The following is a 23,150-nucleotide window of genomic DNA, read 5'->3' on the forward strand; positions in this document are numbered from 1 at the left end:
TCGGCGAGCAGGTGGTGGCGGTCGGCGACGGTGGCGGCGAAGTGCACGTTCTGCTCGATCAGCAGGACGGTCACCCCGGCGGCCTTGACCTCGCGCAGGATGGCGCCGATCTGCTGGACGATCAGCGGCGACAGACCCTCGGTGGGCTCGTCGCACAGCAGCAGCCGCGCGCCCGTCCGCAGCACCCGCGCCAGCGCGAGCATCTGCTGCTCACCGCCCGACAGCTTCGTCCCGGGGAACCGCCGCCGCTCCTTCAACCGCGGGAAGGTCTCGTAGACCCGCTCCATCGACCACGGGTCCGGCCCCATGCGCGGCGGAAGCGTCAGGTTCTCCTCCACCGAGAGGGAGGCGAAGATGCCGCGGTCGTCCGGCACGTAACCAAGGCCGAGGCGCGCGCGCTTATGCGGGCTCAGGGAGGAGATGTCCTCGTCCAGGAAACGGACCGTTCCGGACGTCCCTTTATGCAGCCCCATGAGTGAGCGCAGAAGCGTGGTCTTGCCGGCGCCGTTACGGCCGACGAGCGTCACGATCTCGCCCTTGTCGACGTGCAGCGAAACGTCGCGCAGGGCCTGGGCCTCGCCGTACCAGGCCGACAGTCCGTCAACGCGCAGCATGGGAGTCTCCGAGGTAGGCAGTGACCACACGCGGGTCGTGGCGGATCTCGGCATACGGCCCTTCGACCAGGACCTGGCCGTGCTGAAGCACCGTCACCCGGTCGGCCAGGCTCGCGACCACGCTCATGTTGTGCTCGACCAGAACCACCGTCCGCCCCGCGCGGACCTTCTTGATGAGCTCGACCGTCCGGCCGACGTCCTCGACGCCCATGCCGGCGGTCGGCTCGTCCAGCAGCAGGACCTTGGGGTCGAGCGCGAGGGCCAGCGCCAGTTCGAGGGCCCGCTTGCGGCCGTAGGCGAGCGCGCCCGCCGTGACGTCGGCGTGCTCGCCCAGCCCGACCTGGTCGAGCAGCTCGGCGGCGCGGCCGGAGTAGCGGCCGAGCGCCGCGTCCGACCGCCAGAACCGCCAGCCGAGGCCGCTGCGCCCGGCCAGCGCCAGCTCCACGTGCTGCCGCGGGGTCAGCTCGGCGAACAGGCTGGTGATCTGGAACGAGCGCGCCACGCCCAACCGCGTGATCGCCTCCGGACTCCGCCCAGCAAGCTCATGCCGCCCCAACCGGACGCTGCCCGCGGTCGGCTTCAAGAACCCGGTCAGCAGGTTGAACAACGTCGTCTTGCCGGCGCCGTTCGGCCCCACCAGCGCGTGCACGGACCCCTCCCCCACATCCAGGTCCACACCGTCCACGGCACGGAAACCGCGGAACTCCCGGACCAGGCCCCGCGCCTTCAGCACCGGGGCCTGCGGGACGGGATCGCCCATGCGCCCTCCTCAATCTCGTCTAAGGTGACCCGAGACACACCGGGCCCTCGTGACCGGGAACGCTAGGTCGCGCCCGCGGGCCGGACCATGTGAGCGGCCCCCATATTCGGACCGGCCGATACGGCTGTGACCCACATCACGCGCAGGTCAGCACGCCCCGCACATGGCGGCCTCCGCCGATATGTGGACGGGCCACGTGGTCGCGGTCACAGCGGGCGCCCACCATGGCGGGCACTGACGCCGACCCGAGGAGCCGGAATGCCCGTCCGCACCGCCGCCCTGACCGCCGGCCTCGCCACCGGCGCCCTGGTCGCGGCCCTCGCCGCACCCGCCCACGCCGCACCGGGCCACACCTCACCGGGCCACGCGCGGGAACGCGCGCTCACCGTCCCGGGAGCCGAGAAGCTGGTGTCGGCGCGGCTGGACGACCTCACCACCGCCGGGACGGTCGCGTCCGGGCACACCGTCCCCGCCGACTTCGCCGGCCTGCACGCCGCCGGGACGCGCAACCCGTCCGGCGTCCCCGGCGTCCAGCTGGACGGCTATTTCCCGGACGACTCCGCCTTCAACACCAACCACGGCTGGAACCACGACGCGCAATTCGTCATCCGGCTGCCCGACCGCTGGAACGGCGGCCTCGTCGTCGCGGGCTCCCCCGGCAACCGCCGCCAGTACGCCAACGACGTCACCATTTCCGACTGGGCGCTCGCCAAGGGCTACGCCTATGCCGCGACCGACAAGGGCAACAGCGGCGTGGAGTTCTCCAAGGACGGCCGCCGCCCCGGCGACGCCGTCGCCGAATGGAACCACCGCCTGACCCAGCTCACCCGCGCCGCGAAGAAGGTCGTCGCGAGCCGCTACGGCCGCTCGCCCGGCCGCACCTACGCGGCGGGCATCTCCAATGGCGGCTACCTCGTCCGCTGGCAGTTGGAGAACCGGCCGGAACTCTACGACGGCGGCATCGACGCCGAAGGCACGCTCTGGCGCGCCGACGGCCCCAACCTGTTCACCTATCTCCCGTCCATCCTGCGGGCCTACCCGGCCTACGCGGCCACCGGTGACCCGTCCGCCCACAAGGCGCTGCTGAAGGCGGGGCTGGCACCCGGTTCGGAATTCCTCTGGCCGTTCCACGACCAGGTCTACTGGGAACTCACCCAGCGCATCTACCGCGAGGAATTCGACCCCGCCTACACCGGGCCGGAAGCCGAGTACGACTACGCCTCCCGCCCGAAGGAAGTCCACCGCGCGGTGGCCCGGATATCCCTCACCGGGCAGATCCGCAAACCCCTGATCACCCTCCAGGGAACCTACGACACGCTCCTGCCGATCGGCACCGACTCGGACGTCTACGCGAAACTCGTCCGCGCCCGAGGAAAGGCCCCTTACCGCTACTACCGCCTGGAGGCCGCCAACCACGTCGACGGCCTCTACGACACCTACCCCAACCGCCTCCGCCCTCTCCTCCCCTGCATGCGCACCGCCTTCACGGCCCTCGAATCCTGGACGCGGAACGGCACGCCCCCGCCGAAGAGCGCGACGCTTCCCCGCCCCGCGTCCGGCGACCTGGCCAACACCTGCTCCTTCAGCTGACACCAGAACCGAGGAGGTCTCGTGTCATGAAGTCCACCCCGATCCTCACGGCCGCCGCCGCGCTCGCCCTCACGGCGGCCACCGCCTCCCCGTCCGCGGCCGCCGCGCCACTCGCCGGAACGCTTCCCCAGCACACGATCAGCGCCTCCTACGTCAGCGGCATCTCGTCCGGCGGATACATGGCGGACCAACTCCACGTCGCCTACTCGGGGACGTTCAAAGGCGCCGGCATCTTCAGCGCCGGCCCGTACCACTGCGCGCGGGGAAGCGTGGTCACCGCACAACTCGCGTGCATGAACGACCTGTACGACGACAATCCCGCGGAATTGGAGCGCACGGCCCGCGACCGGGCGGCCCAGGGACGCATCGACCCCGTGGCGAACCTGGCCGGGCATCCCGTCTGGATTCACCACGGGACGAACGACATGACCGTCAAGCAGTCGGTGAACGACGGGCTCGCCGGCTTCCACCGCGATTTCGGCGCCGCCGTCTCCTACAACAAGACGTCCCCGGCCGGACACGCATGGGTGAGCCCCCTCGGCCCCAATCCGTGCACGGCGACCTACACGCCCTACATCAACAATTGCGGCGACGACCCGGAGGGCGCGATGCTCGCGCACCTCTACGGGAGCGTGGCGCCGCCCGCGTCCGCACCCGGCGGAACGCTCATGGAGTTCGACCAGAACGCCTACGCGCCGTACGGCAGCGCCTCGTCCATCAGCATGGACGCCAAGGGATTCGCGTACATTCCGGCCGCGTGCGAATCGAGCACGTGCCGGCTGATGGTCGCGCTGCACGGATGCCAGCAGGGCCGCAGCCTCGTCGGCACCACGTTCGCGACGAAGACGCACCTCAACGAATACGCCGACACCAACGCCACGATCGTCCTGTATCCGCAGGCCACCGCGTCCAGCTGGACGGGCGGTAACCCGCAGGGCTGCTGGAACTGGTGGGGCTACGGCGGCGACACCGCCTACGACATGAAGGGCGGCAAGCAGATCGAGACCATCATGCGCATGGTCCACGCCCTGGGCGGCTAGTCGCCCGGAGTCAGAGTTTGGAACGCGTCCAGGCCACCAGCTCGTCGGCGGGAAGGGTGTTGACGAGCTGGGACGCCTCGACCCCGCACCGGGCCGCGCGCTCGCAGCCGAAGGGCTGCCAGTCGAGCTGGCCCGGCGCGTGGGCGTCGGAGTCGATGGAGAAGCGGCAGCCCGCCTCGGCGGCGACGCGCAGCAGTCGCTTCGGCGGGTCGAGCCGCTCCGGACGCGAGTTGATCTCGACGGCGACGTCGTAGGCGGCGCACGCGTCGAAGACGAGCGCGGCGTCGAACTCCGACTCGGGCCGCAGGCCGCCGCGCTTGCCGCCCGCCTTCACGATCCGCCCCGTGCAGTGCCCGAGGACGTTCACCCGCGAGTTCGCGATCGCGGCGACCATGCGCTTCGTCATGGCGACCCGGTCCATGCGGAGCTTGGAGTGGACGCTGGCCACGACGACGTCGAGGCGTGCGAGCAGGTCGGGCTCCTGGTCGAGGGTGCCGTCCTCCAGGATGTCGACCTCGATCCCGGTGAGGACGCGGAACGGCGCCAGCTCCTCGTTCAGCGACGCGACGGTGTCGAGCTGGCGGCGGAGGCGGTCGGCGGACAGGCCGTTGGCCACCTTGAGGCGCGGGGAGTGGTCGGTCAGCGCGAGGTACTCGTGCCCGAGGCCGCGCGCCGTCTCGGCCATCTCCCGGATGGGCGAGCCGCCGTCCGACCAGTCGCTGTGGGTGTGCAGGTCCCCCTTCAAGGCGGCGCGGAGCGCGGCGGCGGCCTCGTCGAGCGGCCGCCCCTCGGTCGCCTCCAGGCGGCGCAGGTAGACGGGGGTCTCGCCGCGCAGCGCCTCCTCGATCACCAGCGCGGTGACCTTGCCGATGCCGGGCAGCGCGGTCAGCGTCCCGTCGCGGGCGCGGTCGGCCAGTTCGTCCGGCGGCGTCCGCTCGGCGAGGTCGGCGGCCGTGCGGAACGCCCGCACGCGGTAGGTCGGCTCGTGGGCGCGCTCCAGCAGGAACGCGATGCGGCGCAGCGCTTCGACGGGCTCCACGCCTCGCACCGTACCCAGGTATGACCTGATGCGTCCCACCACGGTGTCATCCGGGTGAGTCCGCGGCGGCTTTAGCCTGGCGGCATGGCCGGGGACAATCTCACGCTGCGGGGCATCCTGCGGGACGTGCTGGTGGCCGCCGCGTTCACGGGCCGGGCGGACCCGGCCCCCCTGAACCGGCCCTGGCCGCTGCTGCTGCGCTGGACCCGCTACATCGGCGTCGGCCGGCTCCCCTACGGGCTCGTGACGAACCTGTTCGGGCTCGCGCTCACCGTCGGGCTGGTCGCGGGGACGGTGTCGCTGCTGACCACCGAGACCACACGCCGCGGCCTGGACGTGTCCGACGGGACGAAGCTGCTCATCGCGGTCGCGGTCACCGCGCCGCTCGCGCTGCGGGACCGCCATCCGCTGGGCGCGTGGCGGCTGAGCTTCGCGGCGATGGCGCTGGTCGACGTGGACGGGTGGCTGACCGTCCCGTACGTCCCGGCGGGCACGTTCGCGGCGATCGTGTGCGTGTACACGGTCGCGGTGCGCTGCTCGCGCGACATCACCCTCGGCGTCGGGATCATCTCCTTCGCCGGGGTGTGGATCAAGGACCCGGAGACCGGGGCCGGGGCGTCGGTGCTGCTCCTGCTGCCGCTGACGGTCGGCTACGCCGTCCGGGTGCGGCGGACGTCGCGGCGGGAGCTGGCCGAGCAGGAGCGGCGGCACCGCGACGCCGAGGCGGTGCTGACCGAGCGGCAGCGGATCGCGCGGGAACTGCACGACGTCGTCGCGCACCACATGTCGATGATCGCGATCCAGGCGGAGGCGGCGCCGTACAAGGTCGCGGAGGTCCCGGACGAGACCCGGCGGGACCTCGCCGAGATCCGCGCGACCGCGCTGGACGCGCTGACCGAGCTGCGCCGGATCCTCGGCGTGCTGCGCGCGGAGGACGGCGCCGAGACCGCCCCGCAGCCGAGCCTCGACCGGCTCGACGAGCTGGTCGGCAACGCGCGCGGCGCGGGCCTGCGGGTCGAGACGCGGCTGGAGGGCGATCTCGCCGGGCTGCCGCCCGGTGTGGGCCTCACCGCGTACCGGATCATGCAGGAGGCGCTGAGCAACGCGATGCGGCACGCGCCCGGTTCCCGGGTGGACGTCGAAGTGTCCCGAGACGACGGTCTAGTGTGGCTCGGCGTCGTGAACGGCCCGCCCGCCGCCGGACAGGTCCCCGGCACGCCGCTGCCCGGCGGCGGCCACGGGCTGCTCGGGATGCGGGAGCGGGCCGCCGCGCTGGGCGGCGAGCTGACCGCCCGCCCCACCGCCGAGGGAGGATTCGCCGTGACCGCCACGCTGCCGCTGAGGGCGCGGGAGACGACGTGACGATCCGGGTCGTGATCGTCGACGACCAGGGCATGGTGCGCGCCGGGTTCGGCGTGCTGCTGAACGCCCAGCCGGACATCGAGGTCGTCGGCGAGGCGGTGAACGGCGAGGAGGGGCTGCGGCGCATCGCCGAGCTCGCCCCGCACGTGGTGCTGATGGACGTCCGCATGCCGGTGATGGACGGCCTGGAGGCGACCCGCCGGCTCCTGTCCGAGACGTCGGGCGACGTCCCGAAGGTCCTCATGCTGACGACGTTCGACCTGGACGACTACGTCTACGCGGCGCTGCGGGCGGGGGCCAGCGGGTTCCTGCTGAAGGACGCGTCCGCGACCGAGCTGGCCGACGCGGTGCGGGTCGTCGCGGCGGGCGACGCGCTGCTGTCGCCGTCGGTCACCCGGCGGCTGATCGCCGAGTTCTCCCGGCTCGGCGGGCCGCGCGCGCCGTCCCGCAAGCGGCTGGAGGAGCTGACCGAGCGGGAGACGGAGGTCCTCGGGCTGGTGGCGCGGGGCCTGTCCAACGGGGAGATCGCCGCGAAGCTCGTCGTCGCCGAGCAGACCGTCAAGACCCATTTCGGGCGGATCCTGATGAAGCTGGGGCTCCGGGACCGCCCGCAGGCGATCGTCTACGCCTACGAGGTGGGGCTCGTCCGGCCCGGCGACTGATACCCGGGTGGCACGCCGTCGGACCGTGGTCGCACGCCGCAAGACGGCTCCGCCGGGTGATCCCCGGCCGGGTGTCCGATTTCTACCTTCCTGATCAGTGCTGCGAACCACTGACCAGGAAGGACGGGCCCGATGCCGGGTGTGCGCCAGTCCCTTGCCGCCGTGTCGCTCCTCGCGGCGGGCTCGGCGGCCCCCGCGGCGGGGCACGCCGACCCGTACGCCGCTCCAGGGCCGCTGCCCGCGCTGTCCGCGCCGGCCCTGACCGCCCGCTACCAGACCACCGAGCGGGACATCGGCCGGGCCCTGGCCACGGCGGAACGCGTCCACGATGAGGACCGGGCGCGCGCGCTGTCCGCCTTCGTGGGCTCGGGCAGGCGCTTTCTTGCCTTCGACCCCCGCGGTTCTGGGCGGGCCGTCGAAGTAGTAGGCGACCTGGAGCACGCCGACCGCATCGCCGTCGTCGTTCCCGGCGCGGACAACACGCTGGCCAACTACGACTCGCCCAAGTTCGTCGGCGGCGGAACCCGAGCCCTCTATCAAGAGGCTCGCGGGAACGCCGCGCACTCACGGTTCGCGGTCATCGCCTGGCTCGGTTACGACTCGCCCTCCACGCTGAGCCCCGGCGTCCTCACGGGCCGCCGAGCCGAGGACGGCGCGCGCGGGCTGGAGCGCCTCCTCACCGGCATCCACCGGGTGAACGGGAACGCCCGGTTCGCCCTGCTCTGCCACAGCTACGGCTCGGTGGTCTGCGCGAAGGCCGCCCCGCGCATCGCGCCACTGCCCGTGGACGACATCGCGCTCTTCGGCAGCCCCGGCACGACCGTCGACACGGCCGCCGACCTGGGGACGCCCGCGCGCGTGTGGGCGGGCCGTGCCAAGGGCGACTGGATGCGCTACGTGCCCAACGTCCGCTTCGCAGGGCTCGGCTTCGGCACGGACCCCGTCTCGCCGCGCTTCGGCGCACTCCGCTTCGACGCCGGCACCGGCCCGCACAGCGCCTACCTCAAGCCCGGCTCGCGCGCGCTTCGCAACCTCACCCTCATCGCCCTCGGCCGCACCGCGGAGGTCAGCCGTGCTTGACACGCGTTTACGAGAAGCGAACGTCCGCCCGGCCCGCGCGCACGTTCGCCCGGCCCGCGCGCCGGAACGCGACTACGCGGTGGACGCGCTGCGCGTCCTCGCGATCCTGGGCGTCGTCCTCGGCCACTGGCTGGTCACCGCGTTCGTCGCGGACCCCTCCGGCCGCGACCTGCACGTCACCAGCCCGCTGAAGACGATGCCCCACCTCGCACCCATCTCCTGGGTCTTCCAGACGCTCGCCGTGTTCTTCCTGGTCGGCGGCTACTCGGCGGCGAAGTCGCGGCGTCCCGGCGAAGCGTGGGGAGCGCTGATGCGGCGGCGCCTGACCCGGTTCGCGCGGCCCCTGCCCGTCCTGGCCCTCGCGTGGATCCCGGCCGCCATCGCCCTGCGGTGGGCCGGGTTCTCGTCCGGCACCGTCCGGACGATGCTCGAACTGGTCCTGAGCCCGCTGTGGTTCCTCTGCGTGTACGTGGTGCTGACGGCGTGCGGCCCGCTGATCGCGTCCGCGTGGGACCGGTTCGGGCCGCGCGGCGCCGCGCTCCTCGTCGCGGCGACCGCCGCGATCGACCTCGGCCGCTTCGCGCTCGACACGCCCGGGTGGACGGGCTGGGCCACCGTCCTCACCGCCTGGCTCCTGCCGTTCTACCTCGGCACCGGCTGGGCGCGCGGCGCGCTGCGCTCCCGCCGCGCCGGGCTCGCCCTGCTGGGCGGCGGCACGGCGGCGACCGCGCTGCTCGTGCTGCTCGCCGGGTATCCGGCGAGCATGGTCGGCGTGCCGGGCGCCGCGGTCTCCAACCTCAGCCCGCCGACGCTCGCGGCCGTCGCGTTCGGCCTCGCCCAGACCGGCCTCGCGGTGCTGCTGCACGGGCCCCTCACCCGCTGGACGCGACACGCCCGGGTGCGGTCGGCCCTGGACGCGTCCGGCCGCTCCGCGATGACGGTCTTCCTGTGGCACCAGACCGCGCTGATGGCCGTGACCTCGGTGACGCTCCTCACGTTGGGTAGCCTGCAAGGGGTGCACACGGCACCCGGCCGCCCGGAATGGATCATGATGCGGCTGCCGTGGCTGGCCGCCTTCGCGGTGGTGCTGGCCGTGCTCCGCGCCCTGACCGGCCGGTTCGAACGGGCGCCGCGCCGCCGCACCGACCCTGGAGGGTAGACATACGCACGATGCCGCCGAACGCCGTGATGCCGGGGTCCCACGTCCGGCGGCCGCCGGGGACGCATGTCCGGCGGCCGCGCTCGCGGCGGCTGCGCCGGGCCCTGGCGGGCGCCGCGTCCATCGGCGTGATCATGCTGACGACGGCCGGGACCGGGCACGCCGACCCCTACGCCGCGCCCGTCCGCGTCCCCGAACTGGCGCCCTCGACGCTGGACGTCCGGTACACCGCCGAACGCGGCGCCATCGAGAAGGCGCTGAAGACGGCGCAGTCGGTCGGCGACACCGACCGCGGCAAGGCGCTCGGCGCGTTCCTCCAGCCCGGACGCCGCTTCCTCTACTTCGACCCGCGCGGCGGCGGGCGCGCCGTCGAGGTCGTCGGCGACCTCACCCGGGCGCGGCGGGTCGCGGTGCTCGTCCCCGGCGCCGACACCACGCTGTCCGCGTTCGACACGCGCGGCGGCAAACCGTGGTCGACACCGGGCGGCGGCGCGCGCGCCGTCTACGCGCAGGCGCGTTCCATGGCGCCGGACCCGGAGCTCGCGGTCGTCGCCTGGCTCGGCTACGCGGCGCCCAAGACGTTCAGCAGCGACGTCCTCACCGACGACCGGGCCGACGAAGGCGCCGGGAAACTGCGCCACTTCGTGAAGGGCCTGCACCGGGTCAACCCCAGCGCGACCGTGGGTCTGCTCTGCCACAGCTACGGCTCGGTGGTGTGCGGCCGTGCGGCATTGGACGCGCCCAAGAGCACGTCCTGGCGTCACGTCACCGACATCGCCCTCTACGGCAGTCCCGGCACGTCGGCCTGGTCGGCGTCCAAGCTGAGCGGCACCGCCCGCGTCTGGGCGGGGCGCGGCACGACCGACTGGATGGAGGACGTCCCCCACGTGCGCTTCCTCGGCATCGGCCTCGGCCCCGACCCGGTCTCCCCCGAGTTCGGCGCGCGGGTCTTCGACGCCGGATCCGGCGGCCACAGCGACTACCTCGCCCCCGGCTCGGCGTCGCTGCGCAACCTCACCGACATCGCGCTCGGCCGCGCCTCCGAGGTCACGCACGGCTGACCCGTCCGGCACTCGGGGTCGGGTCATCATCGGGATAGTGGCACCCTGGGGTGGTGGACACCGCGAACGAGGCCGAAATCCGCGACCAGACCACCCAGCGCCTGGAGAAGGCCATGGGGACGTTCGGCACCGCGGCGCTGGCGAGCATGGAGGAGCAGCTCCCCTGGTTCCGGCGCATGCCGGCCGACCAGCGGTCCTGGATCGGCCTCGTCGCGCAGGCGGGCATCGCCGCGTTCGTCGAGTGGTTCAAGAACAACGAGAAGACGCGCCCGGCCATCGCCGGCGAGGTGTTCGGCACCGCGCCCCGCGAGCTGCTGCGCTCCATCAAGCTGCACCACACCATCGACATGATCCGCGTCATCATCGAGGTGGTGGAGACCCGGCTGGACGAGCTCGCCGCGCCCGGCGGCGAGGCCCAGCTCCGCGAGGCCATCCTCCGCTACACCCGCGACGTGGCGTTCGGCGCGGCCCAGGTCTACGCGCGCGCCGCCGAGACGCGCGCCGCCTGGGACGCCCGCCTGGAGGCCCTCGTCGTCAACGCGGTGCTGCGCGGCGAGGTCGACGACGGCATGCACTCGTGGGCCGCCGCCCTCGGCTGGACGTCCAAGCCCGTCACCGTCATCGCGGGGTTCACCCCGGAAGACGAGGAGCCCGAGGTCACCATCGACCAGATGCAGCTGGCCGCGCGCCGCGCGCGCGCCGACGTGCTCGCCGGCGTGCAGGGGCACCGCGTCATCGTCATCGTCGGCGGCGATATCGACCCCGTCGAGGCGGCCCGCCCCATCGCCGCCAAGTGCGGCCCCGGGCCCGTCGTCGTCGGCCCGCAGGTCGCCGACCTCTACGAGTCCACCCACTCCGCGCAGGCCGCCGTCGCCGGCCTGCGCGCCGCCGCCGGATGGCCCGACGCGCCCCGTCCCGTCCACGCGACCGAGCTGCTGCCCGAACGCGCCCTGGACGGCGACGACGACGCGCGCCGCTACCTCGTGGAGAGCGTCTACAACCCGATGCTCGCCGCCGGCGCGCCCCTGCTCGACACGCTCACCACCTACCTCGAACAGGGCTCGTCGCTGGAGGCCACCGCGCGGCTGCTGTTCGTCCACCCCAACACCGTCCGGTACCGGCTCCGCCGCGTCACCGAGCTGACCGGGCTGGCGCCCACCGACGGCCGCAACGCCTTCACCCTCCGCATCGCCCTGGTCCTCGGCCGCTTCGGGACGCGCTCCGCCCACGGCTGACCTCCCGGCCGACCCCTACCCGGCGGACGCGCCCTAAGGGGTTGTAGGGGTCGTACAAAGGGTTCCGACCAAAGTTCGTGCTGATCGGTATCGAGGTCAGCGGACATTGACGGAATGCTGGACGCTGTGATTCTCCTCGCATCGCCCGGCCAGGGCGCCCAGACCCCCGGCTTCCTGCAGCCATGGCTAGAGATACCCGGAGTCGCCGACCGTCTCGCCTGGTGGTCGGCCGTCACGGGGCTCGACCTGGTCAGGTACGGGACGGAGGCGGACGCCGAGGAGATCCGCGACACCGCCGTCGCGCAGCCGCTGCTGGTCGCCGCCGCGCTCGCCGCCTACGAGGTGCTCTACGAGGACGCCGTCCCCGGCGCCGTCGCCGGGCACAGCGTCGGCGAGCTCGCCGCCGCCGCGATCGCCGGGGTGCTGACGCCGGAGACCGCGCTGGTCCTCGTCCGGGAGCGGGGCCGGGCGATGGCCGACGCCGCCGCCGTCACCGAGACCGGGATGACCGCGGTGCTCGGCGGCGACACCGACGAGGTGCTCGCCTCCATCGACAAGCACGGGCTCACCCCCGCGAACGTCAACGGCGCCGGCCAGATCGTCGCCGCCGGGACGATGGAGCGGCTCGCGAAGTTCGCCGACGAGCCGCCCGCCAAGGCGCGGCTCCGGCCGCTGTCGGTCGCGGGCGCGTTCCACACCGAGCACATGGAGCCCGCCGTCGACACGCTCCGCCGGCTCACCGCCGGCGTCCGCGCCGCCGACCCGCGCACCACGCTGCTGCAGAACCGCGACGGCGCCGCCGTCAGCGGCGGCGGCGACTTCGTGGCCCGGCTCGTCGAGCAGGTCAGCGCGCCCGTCCGCTGGGACGCGTGCATGGAGACGATGCGAGAGATCGGCGTCACCGGCATCATCGAGCTGCCGCCCGCCGGGACCCTCACGGGCCTCGCCCGGCGCGAGCTGAAGGGAGTCCCGCTGGTCGCCCTCAAGACACCCGACGACCTCGACAAGGCCCGCGAGCTGATCAAGGCGGACGCGTCATGACCGCCGGGCTCACGATCCCCGCGCCGACCGCCGGCGCCCGCGTCCTCGCCTTCGGCGACTACCGGCCGGCCCGCATCGTCACCAACGACGAGCTGGCCGAGACCGTCGACACCAGCGACGAGTGGATCCGCAGCCGCGTCGGCATCACCGAGCGGCGCATCGCCGGCGACGACGAGGGCATCGTCGAGCTCGCCGTGCACGCGGGCGGCAAGGCCCTCGCGGGCAGCGGCCTCGACCCGTCCGACATCGACCTCGTGATCCTCGCGACCTGCTCGGCGGAGTCGCCGATGCCGAGCCACGCCGCGCTCGTCGCGCACCGCCTCGGCATCGACGCGCCCGGCGCGTTCGACCTCAACGCCGCCTGCGCCGGGTTCTGCTACGCCCTCGCCACCGCCAGCGCCGCCGTCCAGGCGGGCAGCGCCCGCAACGTGCTGGTCATCGGCTCCGAGAAGATGTCCCAGTGGATCGACTGGACCGACCGCTCCACCTGCATCATCTTCGCGGACGGCGCGGGCGCCGCGGTCGTCGGCGGCAGCGACTCGCCCGGCATCGGCCCGGTGGTGTGGGGCAGCGCCGGCGACAAGTACGACAAGATCATCATCGATGACCGGCACTCGTTCATCCGGCAGGAGGGCCAGGCGGTGTTCCGCTGGGCCACCACCGCCATCGCCCCCATCGCGCTCCAGGCCTGCGAGCGCGCCGGGATCAAGCCGGAGGACCTCGCCGCCATCGTCCCGCACCAGGCCAACCTGCGCATCATCGAGGCCATCGCCCGCAAGGTGAAGGCGGCCAACGCCGTCGTGGCCGACGACATCGTCCACTCCGGCAACACCTCGGGCGCCTCCATCCCGCTGGCGCTCTCCCGCATGATCGAACGCGGCGACGTGCCGTCCGGCGCCCCGGCCCTGCTGGTCGGCTTCGGGGCCGGACTGTCCTACGCTGCCCAAGTCATCCAGATCCCGTAGGCCGTCACGCCTGCCCGCCGGGCCTGGACCAACCCACCGAAGGAGAACGCAGAACCATGGCAGTCGCCACCGAAGAGCAGATCCTGACCGGCCTCGCCGAGATCATCGACGACATCGTCGGCATCGACAAGGCCGAGGTGACCCCCGAGAAGAACTTCATCGACGACCTCGACATCGACTCGCTGTCGATGGTGGAGATCGCCGTGGCCGCGCAGGACCAGTTCGGCGTCGAGATCCCGGACGACGAGCTGCGCAACCTGAAGACGGTCAAGGACGTCGTCAACTTCGTCCAGAACCTGCAGAGCTAGCACCTCGGGACGGCGCGCCGCCGGCCCGGCCGGAAGGCGGCGCGCCCGCCCTTCTCCCCTCCCAGTCCGCAAGGAGCACCCAGTATGAGCAAGAGCCAGACCAGAGTCGTGGTGACCGGTCTCGGTGCAACGACCCCACTCGGCGGAGACCTGCCGTCGACCTGGTCCGCCCTGCTCGCCGGAGAATCCGGGGTCCGGAGACTGGACTGGGAGGGCGTCGATCAACTGCCGGTCCAGTTCGCGGCGACGCTGAAGGTCCAGCCGGACGAGGTCCTGCCGAAGCAGGCGATGCGCCGCCTCGACCGCAACCAGGCGATCGCGCTGATCTCCGCGCGCGAGGCGTGGGCCGACGCCGGGTTCGCGCCGTCGACCGGCGGCAAGCCGCAGAAGGGCATGGAGAAGGCCGGCGTGGACGGCGGCTACACCGTCGACGGCGAGCGCCTCGGCGTCGTGTTCTCCAGCGGCATCGGCGGCCTGCACACCGCCCTCAACAGCTATGACGTCTACCGCGAGAAGGGCTGGTCGCGGGTCTCGCCCTTCACCGTCCCGATGCTGATGCCGAACGGCGCCTCCGGGCACGTCGGCATCGAGTTCGGCGCGATGGCCGGCTCGCACGCCCTGGTCAGCGCCTGCGCGTCCAGCGGCGAGGCCGTCGGCTACGCCATCGACATGATCCGCGCGGGCCGCGCCGACGTGGTGATCTGCGGCGGCACCGAGTCGTGCATACACCCGCTGCAGATGGCCTCGTTCGGGGCCATGCGCGCGATGTCGACCCGCAACGAGGCGCCGGAGCGCGCGTCCCGCCCCTACGACAAGAACCGCGACGGGTTCGTCCTCGGCGAGGGCGCCGCGGTGCTGATCCTGGAGTCGGAGGAGCACGCCCGCGCCCGCGGCGCCCGCGTCCTCGGCATCGCCGCCGGCTGTGGCTACTCCGGCGACGCCTACGACATCGTCCTGCCCGACCCGAGCGGCGCGGGGCAGGCCAAGGCGATGCAGCGCGCGCTGAAGGACGCCGGGCTGGAGCCCGCCGACATCGTGCACATCAACGCGCACGCCACCTCCACCCCTGCCGGCGACGTGGCCGAGCTCGCCTCCATCAAGGCGGGCCTCGGCGAGGACGCCGCCCGCCAGGTGGCCGTCACCGCCACCAAGTCGATGACCGGGCACCTGCTCGGCGGCGCCGGCGCCCTGGAGTCGGTGTTCACCGTCCTCGCGCTGAAGGAGGGGCTCATCCCCTTCGTCGCGAACCTGGAGGAGCTCGACGACGAGGCCGACCTGGACATCGTCCGGGACGAGCCGCGCAAGATCTCCGACGGCCCGGCGGCGGCGCTGAACAACTCGTTCGGCTTCGGCGGCCACAACGTGTCGGTCGCCTTCCAGCGCGCCCTCTGACACCCGCGCACGGGAACGGCCCGGCGAGCCTCACGGCTCACCGGGCCGTTCCCGTCCCAAGCCCTCGGCCGGCGCGCCGCCCACTCGCCGGTAGCGGTGGCCGTCAGCGCGGTGGTCGCTCACCGGCGTGGGGGCGTGCGCGTTGAGGGGCGGGCACGCCCCGGCCGGCCACGTGCCGGGCGCGGCGCGCGGACCGGCGGGGCTCAGACGGCGGCGTGCAGCCAGCGGACGGGGGCGCCGTCGCCGGCCCGGCGGAAGGGCTCCAGCTCGTTGTCCCACGGCGTGCCGAGGAGGCGGTCGAGCTCGTGCTCCAGCGTGGTCTTGCCGACCGCCGCGTTGGCCATCACGGCGCGGAGCCGGTCCTCGGGGACGAGGATGTCGCCGTTGGCCCCGATGACGCCGGAGAAGACCCCGAGGGACGGCGTGAAGCTGAACCGCACGCCGTCGGTGCCGGGCGTGGGGTCCTCGGTGGCCTCGAACCGCACGAGCTTCCAATTGCGCAGCGCCGAGGTGATGCCCGCGGCGGTACCGGGCCTGCCCTCCCAATGCAGCTCCGCGCGCAGCGTTCCCGGCGCGGCCGCCTGATCTGCCCACTCAAGGGAAACGGGCACACCGAGAACACCTGCGGCGGCCCACTCGATGTGCGGGCTCAGCGCAGGCGGCGCGGAGTGGACGTAAAAGACGCCACGTGCGGTCACCGGACCTCCTGGATCTGTACCGAGGCTCGTCTTCCCCTACGGCCTCGTACGTCCCAAGTCGGCGTCCGCGTCCCTCATTGTGCATCATCGGCCCGTCTGGCACCACCGTGAGTTCCTTGTTTATCGAACGCTTGACCGCACGATGCGCGCCGTTCACCGGGTCCGCGCGACAAGGGTAGGCCCTCGGCGGGCGGTCCGCGACGAAAGCACGCAACCCGGTGGGGCCGTCGCCGACCACCGCGACGCCCTTCACCGCCAGGCACTTTCCGTTCGTTTCCGGTGACGGTGCGTCGATGATCCGGCACCATGACCGCGGGGCCGCGAGGGCGAAAGCGAGGACGGATGTTCGACCAGCAGGCGCGGATCGAGCGGGTGCTCGTCCGGCATCCCGGCGCGGTGGTGGTGGAGCCGCTGCCGGGCCGTCCGGCCCTGATCCGCCGGGACGAGATCCTCGTCGCCGGGCGGGACGCCGGCGCGGCCGAGGACGTCCTCCGGCGCTGGTCCGACGCACGGCACGACGAGTACGGCGTCTCCCGGCTGCGGCTGCGCGCCCCCGCGAAGGTGGACGTGTGCGAGGTCGCGGCCATGCTCGCGGCGGGCGTGCCCGGCAGGGGCGCGCGGTCCCGCGGGCTGAGCGCGGCGCCGAACCACCTCGTCCTCGGCCAGCCGATGTGGTGGAGCGGGCCCGCCGACCTGCCCCGTCCGGCCGCGCCCCTGCCCGCGCCGGAGGCCGTCCAGGCGCGGCGGGACGTGACGGTCGCGATCCTCGACACGGGCCTCGCACCGCACCCCTGGTACGCCGGCGCCGACTGGTACCGGGAGCAGCGCGCGGAGGACGCGGAGGTCCTGGACGAAGATCTCGACTACGCGCTGGACGCGCAGGCGGGGCACGGCACGTTCGTCGCGGGCGTGGTGCTGGCGCAGGCGCCGGCGGCGCGGCTGCGGGTCCGCCGGGTCATCGGCGGGGACGGGGTCGGCGACGAACTGGACGTGATCCGGGCGCTCGCCGGCCTCGCCGAGTCGGGCGGCGCCGACGTGGTGAACCTCTCCCTCGGCTGCCACACCTACGACGACCGCCCGTCGCCGGTGGTCGCCCAGGCCGTCGCCGCGCTCGGCCGCCGGACGGTCGTGGTGGCGTGCGCGGGGAACGCGGCGACCGACCGCCCGTTCTGGCCCGCCGCGATGAAGCCGGTCATCGGCGTCGGGGCGCTCGACGGGGACGACCGCGCCTGGTTCTCCAACCACGGCTGGTGGGTCGACGCGTGCGCGCAGGGCGTCGACGTCGCCAGCACGTTCGTCTCGTTCGACGGGGCGCGGCCGCCGGTGCGCGGCATCGACCCCGACCGGTTCGCGGGCTACGCGACGTGGAGCGGGACGTCGTTCGCTGCGCCGGCGGTCGCGGGCCGGATCGCCGGGCTCGCGGGGGCGGAGGGCGTCGGCGCGGTCGCGGCGGCCGACCGCGTGCTCGATCCGGCGGCGCATCCGGTCCGCGCGGGCCTGGGCGTCGTCATCGGGTCGCAAAATGATACTGACAGTCAGCGTTCGATGGCATAGGGTCAGCAATAAGCGGGGGGCCTCGGAAGGAGACTTCGGTGGCCCATAAGGACGGAACGGACGAGCTGGTGGTCCGGGCGCGCGGCGGCGACGGTGACGCGTGGGCCCGGCTGGTCGAGCGGCACAGCGCGCTGCTGTGGTCGATCGCCCGCTCGCACGGATTGAACGACGCCGACGCGGGCGACGTGGTGCAGACGACGTGGCTGCGGCTGGTGGAGCGGATCGACGGGTTGCGGGACCCGGCGGCCACCGGCTGCTGGCTGGCCACCACGGCGCGGAACGAGAGCCTGCGGCTGGTGCGGCGCAGGAGCCGCGACGTGCCGCTGGTGCCGGCGCCCCGGCGGCCGGAGCCGGGCCCCGAGCGGGTCGTCGCCGACCGCGACCGGCTCGGCCGGGTCGGCGCCGCGCTCGACACGCTGCCGCGCCGCTGCCGGACGCTGCTGCGGCTGTTCGCGCTGGCGCCGAGCCACGCCGAGCTGGCCGCCGCGCTCGGCATCCCGGTCGGCAGCGTGGCGCCGACGCGGGCGCGCTGCCTGGAGGCGCTGCGGAGGCTCGTCCCGTGAACGACGACGAGCTGATGTCCGGGGTCCGGGACGCCTTCGAGGTCCTGGACCCCGTGCCCGCCGACGTGCTGGCGGCGGCGCGCGCGTCGATCGCGTGGCGGCTCCCGGCCGCGGCGCTGGCGGAGCTGGCGCACGACCGCAGCGGCCGGACGGCGGCCGGGGTGCGCGGCGGGGCGTGCCGGACGCTGACGTTCAGCTGCCCCGGCCGGGAGGTGGAGATCGAGGTGGCCGAGCAGGGCCGGGAGCGGGAGATCAGCGGGCGGCTCGTCCCGTCCGCGGCGGCGCTGGTCGAGGTCCGGCACCGCGACCTGCCGCCGGGCGGGATCAGCGCGCGGACCGAGCCGGCCGGGCTGTTCTGCGTCCCGCGCGTCCCGGAAGGGCTGGTCAGCCTCGTGTTCCGGCTGGAGGACGGCTCCTCGATCGTGACGAGCTGGATCCATCTGTGACCGGGCGGGACGAGAGCGCGCTGCTGGCGTTGGCGGGGACGGACCCGGCGACCGCGTGGGCGCGGGCGCGGGAGCTGCTGGACGACGACGGCGGCGATGTCCTCGCGCTGCGGGTGGCGGGGCTGGCGGCCAAGGAGCTGGGGCGGCTGGACGAGGGCATCGCCCACCTGGACCGCGCCCTGCGCCTCGCCGAGGGCTACACGGCCGCACAGGTGCGGATGAACCTCGTCGGCCTGCTCACGGCGCGCGGCGACGTCAACGAGGCCCTCGCCCGCGCGGACGAGGCGCAACCCGTTCTGCACGGCCGTGACGCTGACAGGCTCGCCGCGAACAGGGCATGCGCCCTGGCTCGGGCCGGACGGCTGGACGAGGCCCATGCGGTGGCCGAGGCCGCCCTGCCCCGGTTACGCGAAGGCAATGACGCGGCCGCGTTGAACGGCCTCCTCACTAATCTGGGTCTGGCGTGCGCCTTTCGCGGTGACTACGACGGAGCTGAACAGGCCCTGGCGGAGGCCGTCGCCGTGGGTGAAGCCGCTGGGCTGTGCCATCAGACGGCCATGTCGAAGGGCAACCTGGCCTTCGCGGTATCGCGGCGTGGGGACGCCCCGCGCGCGCTTCGCCTCTTCGCAGAGGCCGAACCGGGCCTGACCGGTGAACGTCTGGCGCAGTGCCGGTTCGACCAGGCGGAGACCCTCATCATGGCGGGCCTGCCGGATGAGGCGCGTCCCGTCCTGACCGCCGCCTTGGAGGCGGCCATGGCGAACGGGTACGGGTGCGATGTCGCGGACGGTTTCCTGCTCCTCGCCCACGCCGAACTGGCCGGCGGCAACCCGGAGGACGCCACCGCCGCAGCCGAGCACGCCCGCACCATGTTCGCCGAGCAGGAGCGCACAGGATGGATGCTCCTGGCCGAGCACGCCTTGCTCAGGGCCAGATGGGCGTGCGGTGAACGTTCCCCGGTCCTGCTCCGTTCGGCGGCGGCGACGGCCGAGCGGCTGGAGGGCGGCGGCTGGTCCGACGCCGCCGACGAGGCCCGCATCGTGGCGGCGCGTGTCGCGCTGGAGCTGGGCAGGCCCGCCGGGCACCTGCTGTCCTCCGTCGGGCGTTCGCGGGGGCGTGCGTCCACCCAGATCGCCGCCTGGCACGCCCTCGCCCTCGAACGCGCCGCGCGGCACGACCGGGAGGGCGCCGTGGCCGCCGTCAACGCGGGGCTGCGGGTGACCGAGGAGCACGCGGAGGTGCTCGGCGCGCTCGACCTGCGCGCCCGCGCGGCCGGCTTCGCCGCCGAGTTGGCCGAGCTGGGCCTCGCCCTGGCCCGTTCGGCGGCGGAACTGCTCGCCGTGGAGGAGCGGCGCCGGGCGATCGCGCGCCCGGTGCGGGTCCGCCCGCCCGCCGACCCCGAGCGCGCCGCCGCGCTGGCCGCGCTCCGCGCGCTGAGCAGCGGCCACACGGCCGACACCGCGCGCGGCGGCGGGCCGTCCGCGCTCGCGCCGGACCTGGGGGCGCTGGAGGCGCGGATCCGGTCGCGGACGCGGTGCCGCCCGTCCGGGGCCGCGCCGCCCCGCACCGCCGAGCCCGCCGAGATCGCCGCGGCGCTGGGCGACCGGGTCCTCGTCGAGCTGGTCGCGACCGGCGGCGAGCTGCACGCCGTCACCGTCGCGGACGGGCTGCCGCGCCGCCACCCCCTCGGGCCGTGCGAGGGCGTCGACCGCGAGACCGGCCTCCTCCGGTTCGCCGCGCGCCGCCTCGCCGAACGGGACGACCCGCAGGCCCTCGCGACCCTCACCGCCGCGGCGGAGCGCCTCGACCGGCTCCTGCTCGGCCCGCTGGGCCCCGTCACCGGCGACCGCGACCTCGTCATCGCCCCGACCGGCGCCCTGCACGGCCTGCCGTGGGCGGCGCTGCCGTCGCTGGCCGGGCGGCCGTTCACGGTCGTCCCGTCCGCGAGCGCTTGGCTCCAGGCCCATGCGGCGGCTCCTCCCGGCGGGCACGCCGTCCTGGTCGCGGGTCCCGATCTGCGCCACGCCGAACGGGAGGTCGCCGCGCTCCAGCGGCTCCACCCTCAGGCGCGCGTCCTGACGGGTGTGCAAGCGCGCGCGGAGGCCGTCCGGGACGCCCTGGACGGCGCGTCCCTCGCCCACATCGCCGCGCACGGCGAGTTCCGCGAGAGCAATGCCCTGTTCTCGCGGCTGCGGCTCGCCGACGGCCCGCTGATGGTGCACGACCTCGACGACCTCGCTGACGCGCCGCACCTGGTCGTGCTGTCGGCCTGCGACATCGGCCGCGCCGGCGAGGGCGACGCCGTCCTCGGCATGGCCGGCGCGCTCCTCGCCCTCGGTACCGCCACGGTGATCGCCAGCGTCACCCCCGTCCGCGACGAGGCGACCCCGGAGTTCATGGCGGCCTTCCACGCGGCCGTGGCGTCCGGCCGCCGCCCCGCCGAGGCCCTCGCCGCGCTCCCCCGCACCCCGGCCACCACCGGTTTCCTGGCGATGGGCGCGGGGTGAGAGGGTGGTAAGAGCCGGGTCAGGCGTCGCCGGTCGCGACGGGATTGGACGGGTCGCTCACCCAGTCCGACCAGGAGCCGACGTAGAGGGCCGCGGGGATGCCGGCGAGGTTGAGGGCGAGGATCTCGTGGGCGGCGGTCACCCCGGAACCGCAGTAGGCGCCGACGTCGAGGGCGTCGGTGGCGCCGAGTTGGGCGAAGCGCTCGCGCAGCAGCCCGGGCGGCAGGAAACGGCCGTCCACGCCGACGTTTCCGGACGTCGGAGCGTTCCGGGCCCCCGGAATGTGACCCGCGACCGGGTCGATCGGCTCCTGCTCGCCGCGGTAGCGCTCGGCGGCGCGCGCGTCGAGCAGGACCCCCGCCTTCGCCAGCTCGGCGGCGCCCTCCGCGTCCAGCACGGGCAGCCGGCCCGGGTTGGCGATGAAGTCGCCCGGCTTCACCTCGGGTTCGGCCGTGCTCAGCCGGTGGCCCGCCTCCGTCCAAGCGCGGTAGCCGCCGTCCAGGACGCGCACCCGGTCGTGCCCGAAGTAGCGCAGCGACCACCAGACGCGGGCGGCGGAGGTGGAGTCGGCGTCGTCGTACACCACGACCAGGCTGTCGTGCGACACGCCCGCGCGGCGCATGGCCGCCTCGAAGACGGCGGTCTCGGGCAGGGGATGCCGGCCGCCGTTCCCGGGCGGGCCCGCCACGTCGCGGTCGAGATCGACGAACACGGCGCCCGGCAGGTGACCCTTGCGGTAGGACTCGATCCCCGGCGGACCCGCCAGATGCCATCGGACGTCCAGCAGGACCACGGGCGCCTGCCGCCGGAGCAGCCGGTCCAGCGCGGGCACTTCGATGAGAGGGTGCACACGGCCAGTTTGCGCGTAAATGCCCTGATTAGGGAGGGGCGAATCCTGGTTCATCTCATATCCGCTGTGTGTCAGGGACGGGACGTGGCGAGCAGCGGCACGAGCTGCTCCGCCGGGACGAGGGAGCCGTGCATGCCGACCATCCGGTTCAGCCACGGCTCCCGCTCGGACGCGACGATCGCGAGATCGGTGCGCGGGACGGCGATCACGTCGCCGATGCGCTCGCGCATGCCGTCGCCGAGGGGGCCGAACCAGCCGTCCGCCACGGCCTGCTCGCGCGGCACGACCCAGGCGCGGTCGCCGAGCAGGGCCGTCCAGGCGGCGAGTACGTCGTCGTGGGCGCCGGGCTCGCTGTAGACATACCGGGCGCGGGCGTCCCCGCCGAGGAGCGCGACGCCGTCCTGCAACTCGGGGACGGTGTCGACGTCCACCCGCTCGGACGGGTCGACCATGCCGTGGTCGGCCGTCACGTACAGGGCCGCACCCGGCGGCAGGACCGCCGCGATCTGCTGGGCGAGCACGTCCACGAACCGCAGCTGGTGCCGCCAGTCGGCGGACCCGACGCCGAAGCGGTGGCCGGTCCCGTCCAGGTCGGCGTGGTAGGCGGTGACGTAGGCGCGGTCACCGCGGCGCAGCGCCGCCTCGGCGCGCCCGACGAGCTGCCCGAGGCCCTCGGCGGACAGGTACTCGGCGCCGCGGGCGGTCGCCCGGCTCAACCCCGACCGCTTGTGCTGGCGCAGCGAGATGTAGCCGACCTCGACGCCGTCCGCCCCCGCCCGCTCGTACGCGGTCGGGACGGGCTGGAACGCCGCCGGATCCGGGTCGTCGTCCTTCCAGTGCAGGCAGTTCAGCAGCCGGCCGGTGCCGGGCACCGCCACCTGCAGGCCCAGCAGCCCGTGCCCGCCGGGCGGCGCCCCCGTCGCCAGCGACGCCAGGCTGGTGACGGTCGTCGCCGGGAACCCGGCCGTGATCGGGCCGCCGTCCATCGCGTTCAGGAAGGGGGCCTCGTCCGGATGCTCCCTGAGCTGCTCCCAGCCGAGCCCGTCCACGAGCAGAACGCACGCGCGCGGCAACTCGGGCAGCCCCAGCACGTTCACCGCACCCGGAACGCCGAGCGCCGCCAGCACCGACCCGGGAAGATCAGAAAGCGCCCCGGCCCCATACCGAGGTACAGGAACCTCCATCACCGAGCGCCCCTCCCCGTGGGGGGCGACCCCCCACACC

22 protein-coding genes are annotated in these 23,150 nt (G+C 74.0%); 16 read left to right on the forward strand and 6 right to left on the reverse strand.

Going from position 1 to position 23,150, the window contains the following annotated elements; all coding sequences use genetic code 11:
• A partial coding sequence (locus ETD96_RS15930; RefSeq protein ID WP_138637189.1) for an ABC transporter ATP-binding protein occupies nucleotides 1–614 on the reverse strand: 614 nt, incomplete at its 3' end.
• Nucleotides 601–1,374, reverse strand: a complete 774-nt coding sequence (locus ETD96_RS15935) for an ABC transporter ATP-binding protein (protein ID WP_138637191.1) — start codon at nucleotides 1,372–1,374, stop codon at nucleotides 601–603. The genes ETD96_RS15935 and ETD96_RS15930, both read right to left, overlap by 14 nt.
• 258 nt (nucleotides 1,375–1,632) lie before the next feature.
• Between ETD96_RS15935 and ETD96_RS15940 the strand changes: the two genes are divergently transcribed.
• Complete coding sequence (locus ETD96_RS15940) at nucleotides 1,633–2,964, forward strand: tannase/feruloyl esterase family alpha/beta hydrolase (RefSeq protein ID WP_138637193.1); 1,332 nt, start codon at nucleotides 1,633–1,635, stop codon at nucleotides 2,962–2,964.
• Nucleotides 2,965–2,990: 26 nt separating this feature from the next.
• Nucleotides 2,991–4,004 carry an extracellular catalytic domain type 2 short-chain-length polyhydroxyalkanoate depolymerase gene (locus ETD96_RS15945; RefSeq protein ID WP_138637195.1) on the forward strand — a complete coding sequence of 338 codons (1,014 nt, stop codon included), beginning with the start codon at nucleotides 2,991–2,993 and terminating at the stop codon, nucleotides 4,002–4,004.
• Nucleotides 4,005–4,014: 10 nt separating this feature from the next.
• Here the strand turns inward: ETD96_RS15945 and ETD96_RS15950 are convergent, their stop codons facing one another.
• Nucleotides 4,015–5,043: a PHP domain-containing protein gene (locus ETD96_RS15950; protein WP_205719294.1), complete on the reverse strand. Its 1,029-nt coding sequence runs from the start codon at nucleotides 5,041–5,043 to the stop codon at nucleotides 4,015–4,017.
• A gap of 84 nt (nucleotides 5,044–5,127) precedes the next feature.
• Here ETD96_RS15950 and ETD96_RS15955 point away from each other — a divergent pair, with 84 nt between their 5' ends.
• The 10 genes from ETD96_RS15955 (at nucleotide 5,128) to ETD96_RS16000 (ending at nucleotide 15,308) form a co-directional block, all read left to right on the forward strand.
• On the forward strand, nucleotides 5,128–6,405 hold the full coding sequence (locus ETD96_RS15955) for a sensor histidine kinase (protein WP_138637199.1): 1,278 nt from the start codon (nucleotides 5,128–5,130) through the stop codon (nucleotides 6,403–6,405).
• Entirely contained in the window at nucleotides 6,402–7,067 is a 666-nt protein-coding gene (locus ETD96_RS15960) for a response regulator transcription factor (RefSeq protein ID WP_138637201.1), read from the forward strand. The genes ETD96_RS15955 and ETD96_RS15960 overlap by 4 nt, the downstream gene beginning before the upstream one ends.
• 132 nt (nucleotides 7,068–7,199) lie before the next feature.
• Complete coding sequence (locus ETD96_RS15965; protein WP_138637203.1) at nucleotides 7,200–8,147, forward strand: alpha/beta hydrolase; 948 nt, start codon at nucleotides 7,200–7,202, stop codon at nucleotides 8,145–8,147.
• Nucleotides 8,140–9,306: an acyltransferase family protein gene (locus tag ETD96_RS15970; RefSeq protein ID WP_138637205.1), complete on the forward strand. Its 1,167-nt coding sequence runs from the start codon at nucleotides 8,140–8,142 to the stop codon at nucleotides 9,304–9,306. The genes ETD96_RS15965 and ETD96_RS15970 overlap by 8 nt, the downstream gene beginning before the upstream one ends.
• An 11-nt stretch (nucleotides 9,307–9,317) precedes the next feature.
• On the forward strand, nucleotides 9,318–10,367 hold the full coding sequence (locus ETD96_RS15975; RefSeq protein ID WP_138637206.1) for an alpha/beta hydrolase: 1,050 nt from the start codon (nucleotides 9,318–9,320) through the stop codon (nucleotides 10,365–10,367).
• A gap of 53 nt (nucleotides 10,368–10,420) precedes the next feature.
• The gene (locus ETD96_RS15980; protein WP_240807697.1) at nucleotides 10,421–11,602 is read left to right on the forward strand and encodes a PucR family transcriptional regulator; all 1,182 of its coding nucleotides are present in this window, start codon (nucleotides 10,421–10,423) and stop codon (nucleotides 11,600–11,602) included.
• Nucleotides 11,603–11,728: 126 nt separating this feature from the next.
• Nucleotides 11,729–12,643, forward strand: coding sequence for an ACP S-malonyltransferase (locus tag ETD96_RS15985; RefSeq protein WP_138637228.1), 915 nt, complete (start codon nucleotides 11,729–11,731; stop codon nucleotides 12,641–12,643).
• Entirely contained in the window at nucleotides 12,640–13,608 is a 969-nt protein-coding gene (locus ETD96_RS15990) for a beta-ketoacyl-ACP synthase III (protein WP_138637208.1), read from the forward strand. The genes ETD96_RS15985 and ETD96_RS15990 overlap by 4 nt, the downstream gene beginning before the upstream one ends.
• Nucleotides 13,609–13,664: 56 nt before the next feature.
• Nucleotides 13,665–13,916: an acyl carrier protein gene (locus tag ETD96_RS15995; RefSeq protein WP_138637210.1), complete on the forward strand. Its 252-nt coding sequence runs from the start codon at nucleotides 13,665–13,667 to the stop codon at nucleotides 13,914–13,916.
• Between the two features lie 84 nt (nucleotides 13,917–14,000).
• Nucleotides 14,001–15,308, forward strand: coding sequence for a beta-ketoacyl-[acyl-carrier-protein] synthase family protein (locus ETD96_RS16000; RefSeq protein ID WP_138637212.1), 1,308 nt, complete (start codon nucleotides 14,001–14,003; stop codon nucleotides 15,306–15,308).
• Between the two features lie 203 nt (nucleotides 15,309–15,511).
• Here the strand turns inward: ETD96_RS16000 and ETD96_RS16005 are convergent, their stop codons facing one another.
• Complete coding sequence (locus ETD96_RS16005) at nucleotides 15,512–16,006, reverse strand: DUF3145 domain-containing protein (RefSeq protein ID WP_138637214.1); 495 nt, start codon at nucleotides 16,004–16,006, stop codon at nucleotides 15,512–15,514.
• A gap of 342 nt (nucleotides 16,007–16,348) precedes the next feature.
• Between ETD96_RS16005 and ETD96_RS16010 the strand changes: the two genes are divergently transcribed.
• From ETD96_RS16010 to ETD96_RS16025, 4 genes are read left to right on the forward strand one after another with little or no spacing between them, the layout of a single operon-like run.
• Complete coding sequence (locus ETD96_RS16010) at nucleotides 16,349–17,560, forward strand: S8 family peptidase (RefSeq protein ID WP_171069051.1); 1,212 nt, start codon at nucleotides 16,349–16,351, stop codon at nucleotides 17,558–17,560.
• 38 nt (nucleotides 17,561–17,598) lie between these two features.
• Nucleotides 17,599–18,123, forward strand: a complete 525-nt coding sequence (locus ETD96_RS16015) for an RNA polymerase sigma factor (RefSeq protein ID WP_138637218.1) — start codon at nucleotides 17,599–17,601, stop codon at nucleotides 18,121–18,123.
• Entirely contained in the window at nucleotides 18,120–18,569 is a 450-nt protein-coding gene (locus tag ETD96_RS16020; protein WP_138637220.1) for a hypothetical protein, read from the forward strand. The genes ETD96_RS16015 and ETD96_RS16020 overlap by 4 nt, the downstream gene beginning before the upstream one ends.
• Nucleotides 18,566–21,076, forward strand: a complete 2,511-nt coding sequence (locus ETD96_RS16025) for a CHAT domain-containing protein (protein WP_240807699.1) — start codon at nucleotides 18,566–18,568, stop codon at nucleotides 21,074–21,076. Before ETD96_RS16020 ends, ETD96_RS16025 begins: the two co-directional genes overlap by 4 nt.
• A gap of 19 nt (nucleotides 21,077–21,095) precedes the next feature.
• On the opposite strand, the gene ETD96_RS16030 is transcribed toward ETD96_RS16025, so the two are convergent.
• Together ETD96_RS16030 and ETD96_RS16035 are read right to left on the reverse strand one after the other, a co-directional pair.
• Complete coding sequence (locus ETD96_RS16030) at nucleotides 21,096–21,926, reverse strand: sulfurtransferase (protein ID WP_240807701.1); 831 nt, start codon at nucleotides 21,924–21,926, stop codon at nucleotides 21,096–21,098.
• A 71-nt stretch (nucleotides 21,927–21,997) separates the two neighbouring features.
• On the reverse strand, nucleotides 21,998–23,110 hold the full coding sequence (locus ETD96_RS16035) for an alkaline phosphatase family protein (protein ID WP_138637224.1): 1,113 nt from the start codon (nucleotides 23,108–23,110) through the stop codon (nucleotides 21,998–22,000).
• Nucleotides 23,111–23,150: the final 40 nt, after the last annotated feature.

It is taken from the genome of Actinomadura geliboluensis (assembly GCF_005889745.1).
In the GTDB taxonomy this organism is placed as follows: Bacteria; Actinomycetota; Actinomycetes; order Streptosporangiales; family Streptosporangiaceae; genus Spirillospora; species Spirillospora geliboluensis.

What these genes read in the sequence shown, in the direction of transcription:
- ETD96_RS15935 (WP_138637191.1), bottom strand. Translation starts at nt 1,374, where the DNA reads ATGGGCGATCCCGTCCCGCAGGCCCCGGTGCTGAAGGCGCGGGGCCTG.
- ETD96_RS15940 (WP_138637193.1), top strand. Translation starts at nt 1,633, where the DNA reads ATGCCCGTCCGCACCGCCGCCCTGACCGCCGGCCTCGCCACCGGCGCC.
- ETD96_RS15945 (WP_138637195.1), top strand. Translation starts at nt 2,991, where the DNA reads ATGAAGTCCACCCCGATCCTCACGGCCGCCGCCGCGCTCGCCCTCACG.
- ETD96_RS15955 (WP_138637199.1), top strand. Translation starts at nt 5,128, where the DNA reads ATGGCCGGGGACAATCTCACGCTGCGGGGCATCCTGCGGGACGTGCTG.
- ETD96_RS15965 (WP_138637203.1), top strand. Translation starts at nt 7,200, where the DNA reads ATGCCGGGTGTGCGCCAGTCCCTTGCCGCCGTGTCGCTCCTCGCGGCG.
- ETD96_RS15975 (WP_138637206.1), top strand. Translation starts at nt 9,318, where the DNA reads ATGCCGCCGAACGCCGTGATGCCGGGGTCCCACGTCCGGCGGCCGCCG.
- ETD96_RS15990 (WP_138637208.1), top strand. Translation starts at nt 12,640, where the DNA reads ATGACCGCCGGGCTCACGATCCCCGCGCCGACCGCCGGCGCCCGCGTC.
- ETD96_RS15995 (WP_138637210.1), top strand. Translation starts at nt 13,665, where the DNA reads ATGGCAGTCGCCACCGAAGAGCAGATCCTGACCGGCCTCGCCGAGATC.
- ETD96_RS16000 (WP_138637212.1), top strand. Translation starts at nt 14,001, where the DNA reads ATGAGCAAGAGCCAGACCAGAGTCGTGGTGACCGGTCTCGGTGCAACG.
- ETD96_RS16010 (WP_171069051.1), top strand. Translation starts at nt 16,349, where the DNA reads ATGTTCGACCAGCAGGCGCGGATCGAGCGGGTGCTCGTCCGGCATCCC.
- ETD96_RS16035 (WP_138637224.1), bottom strand. Translation starts at nt 23,110, where the DNA reads ATGGAGGTTCCTGTACCTCGGTATGGGGCCGGGGCGCTTTCTGATCTT.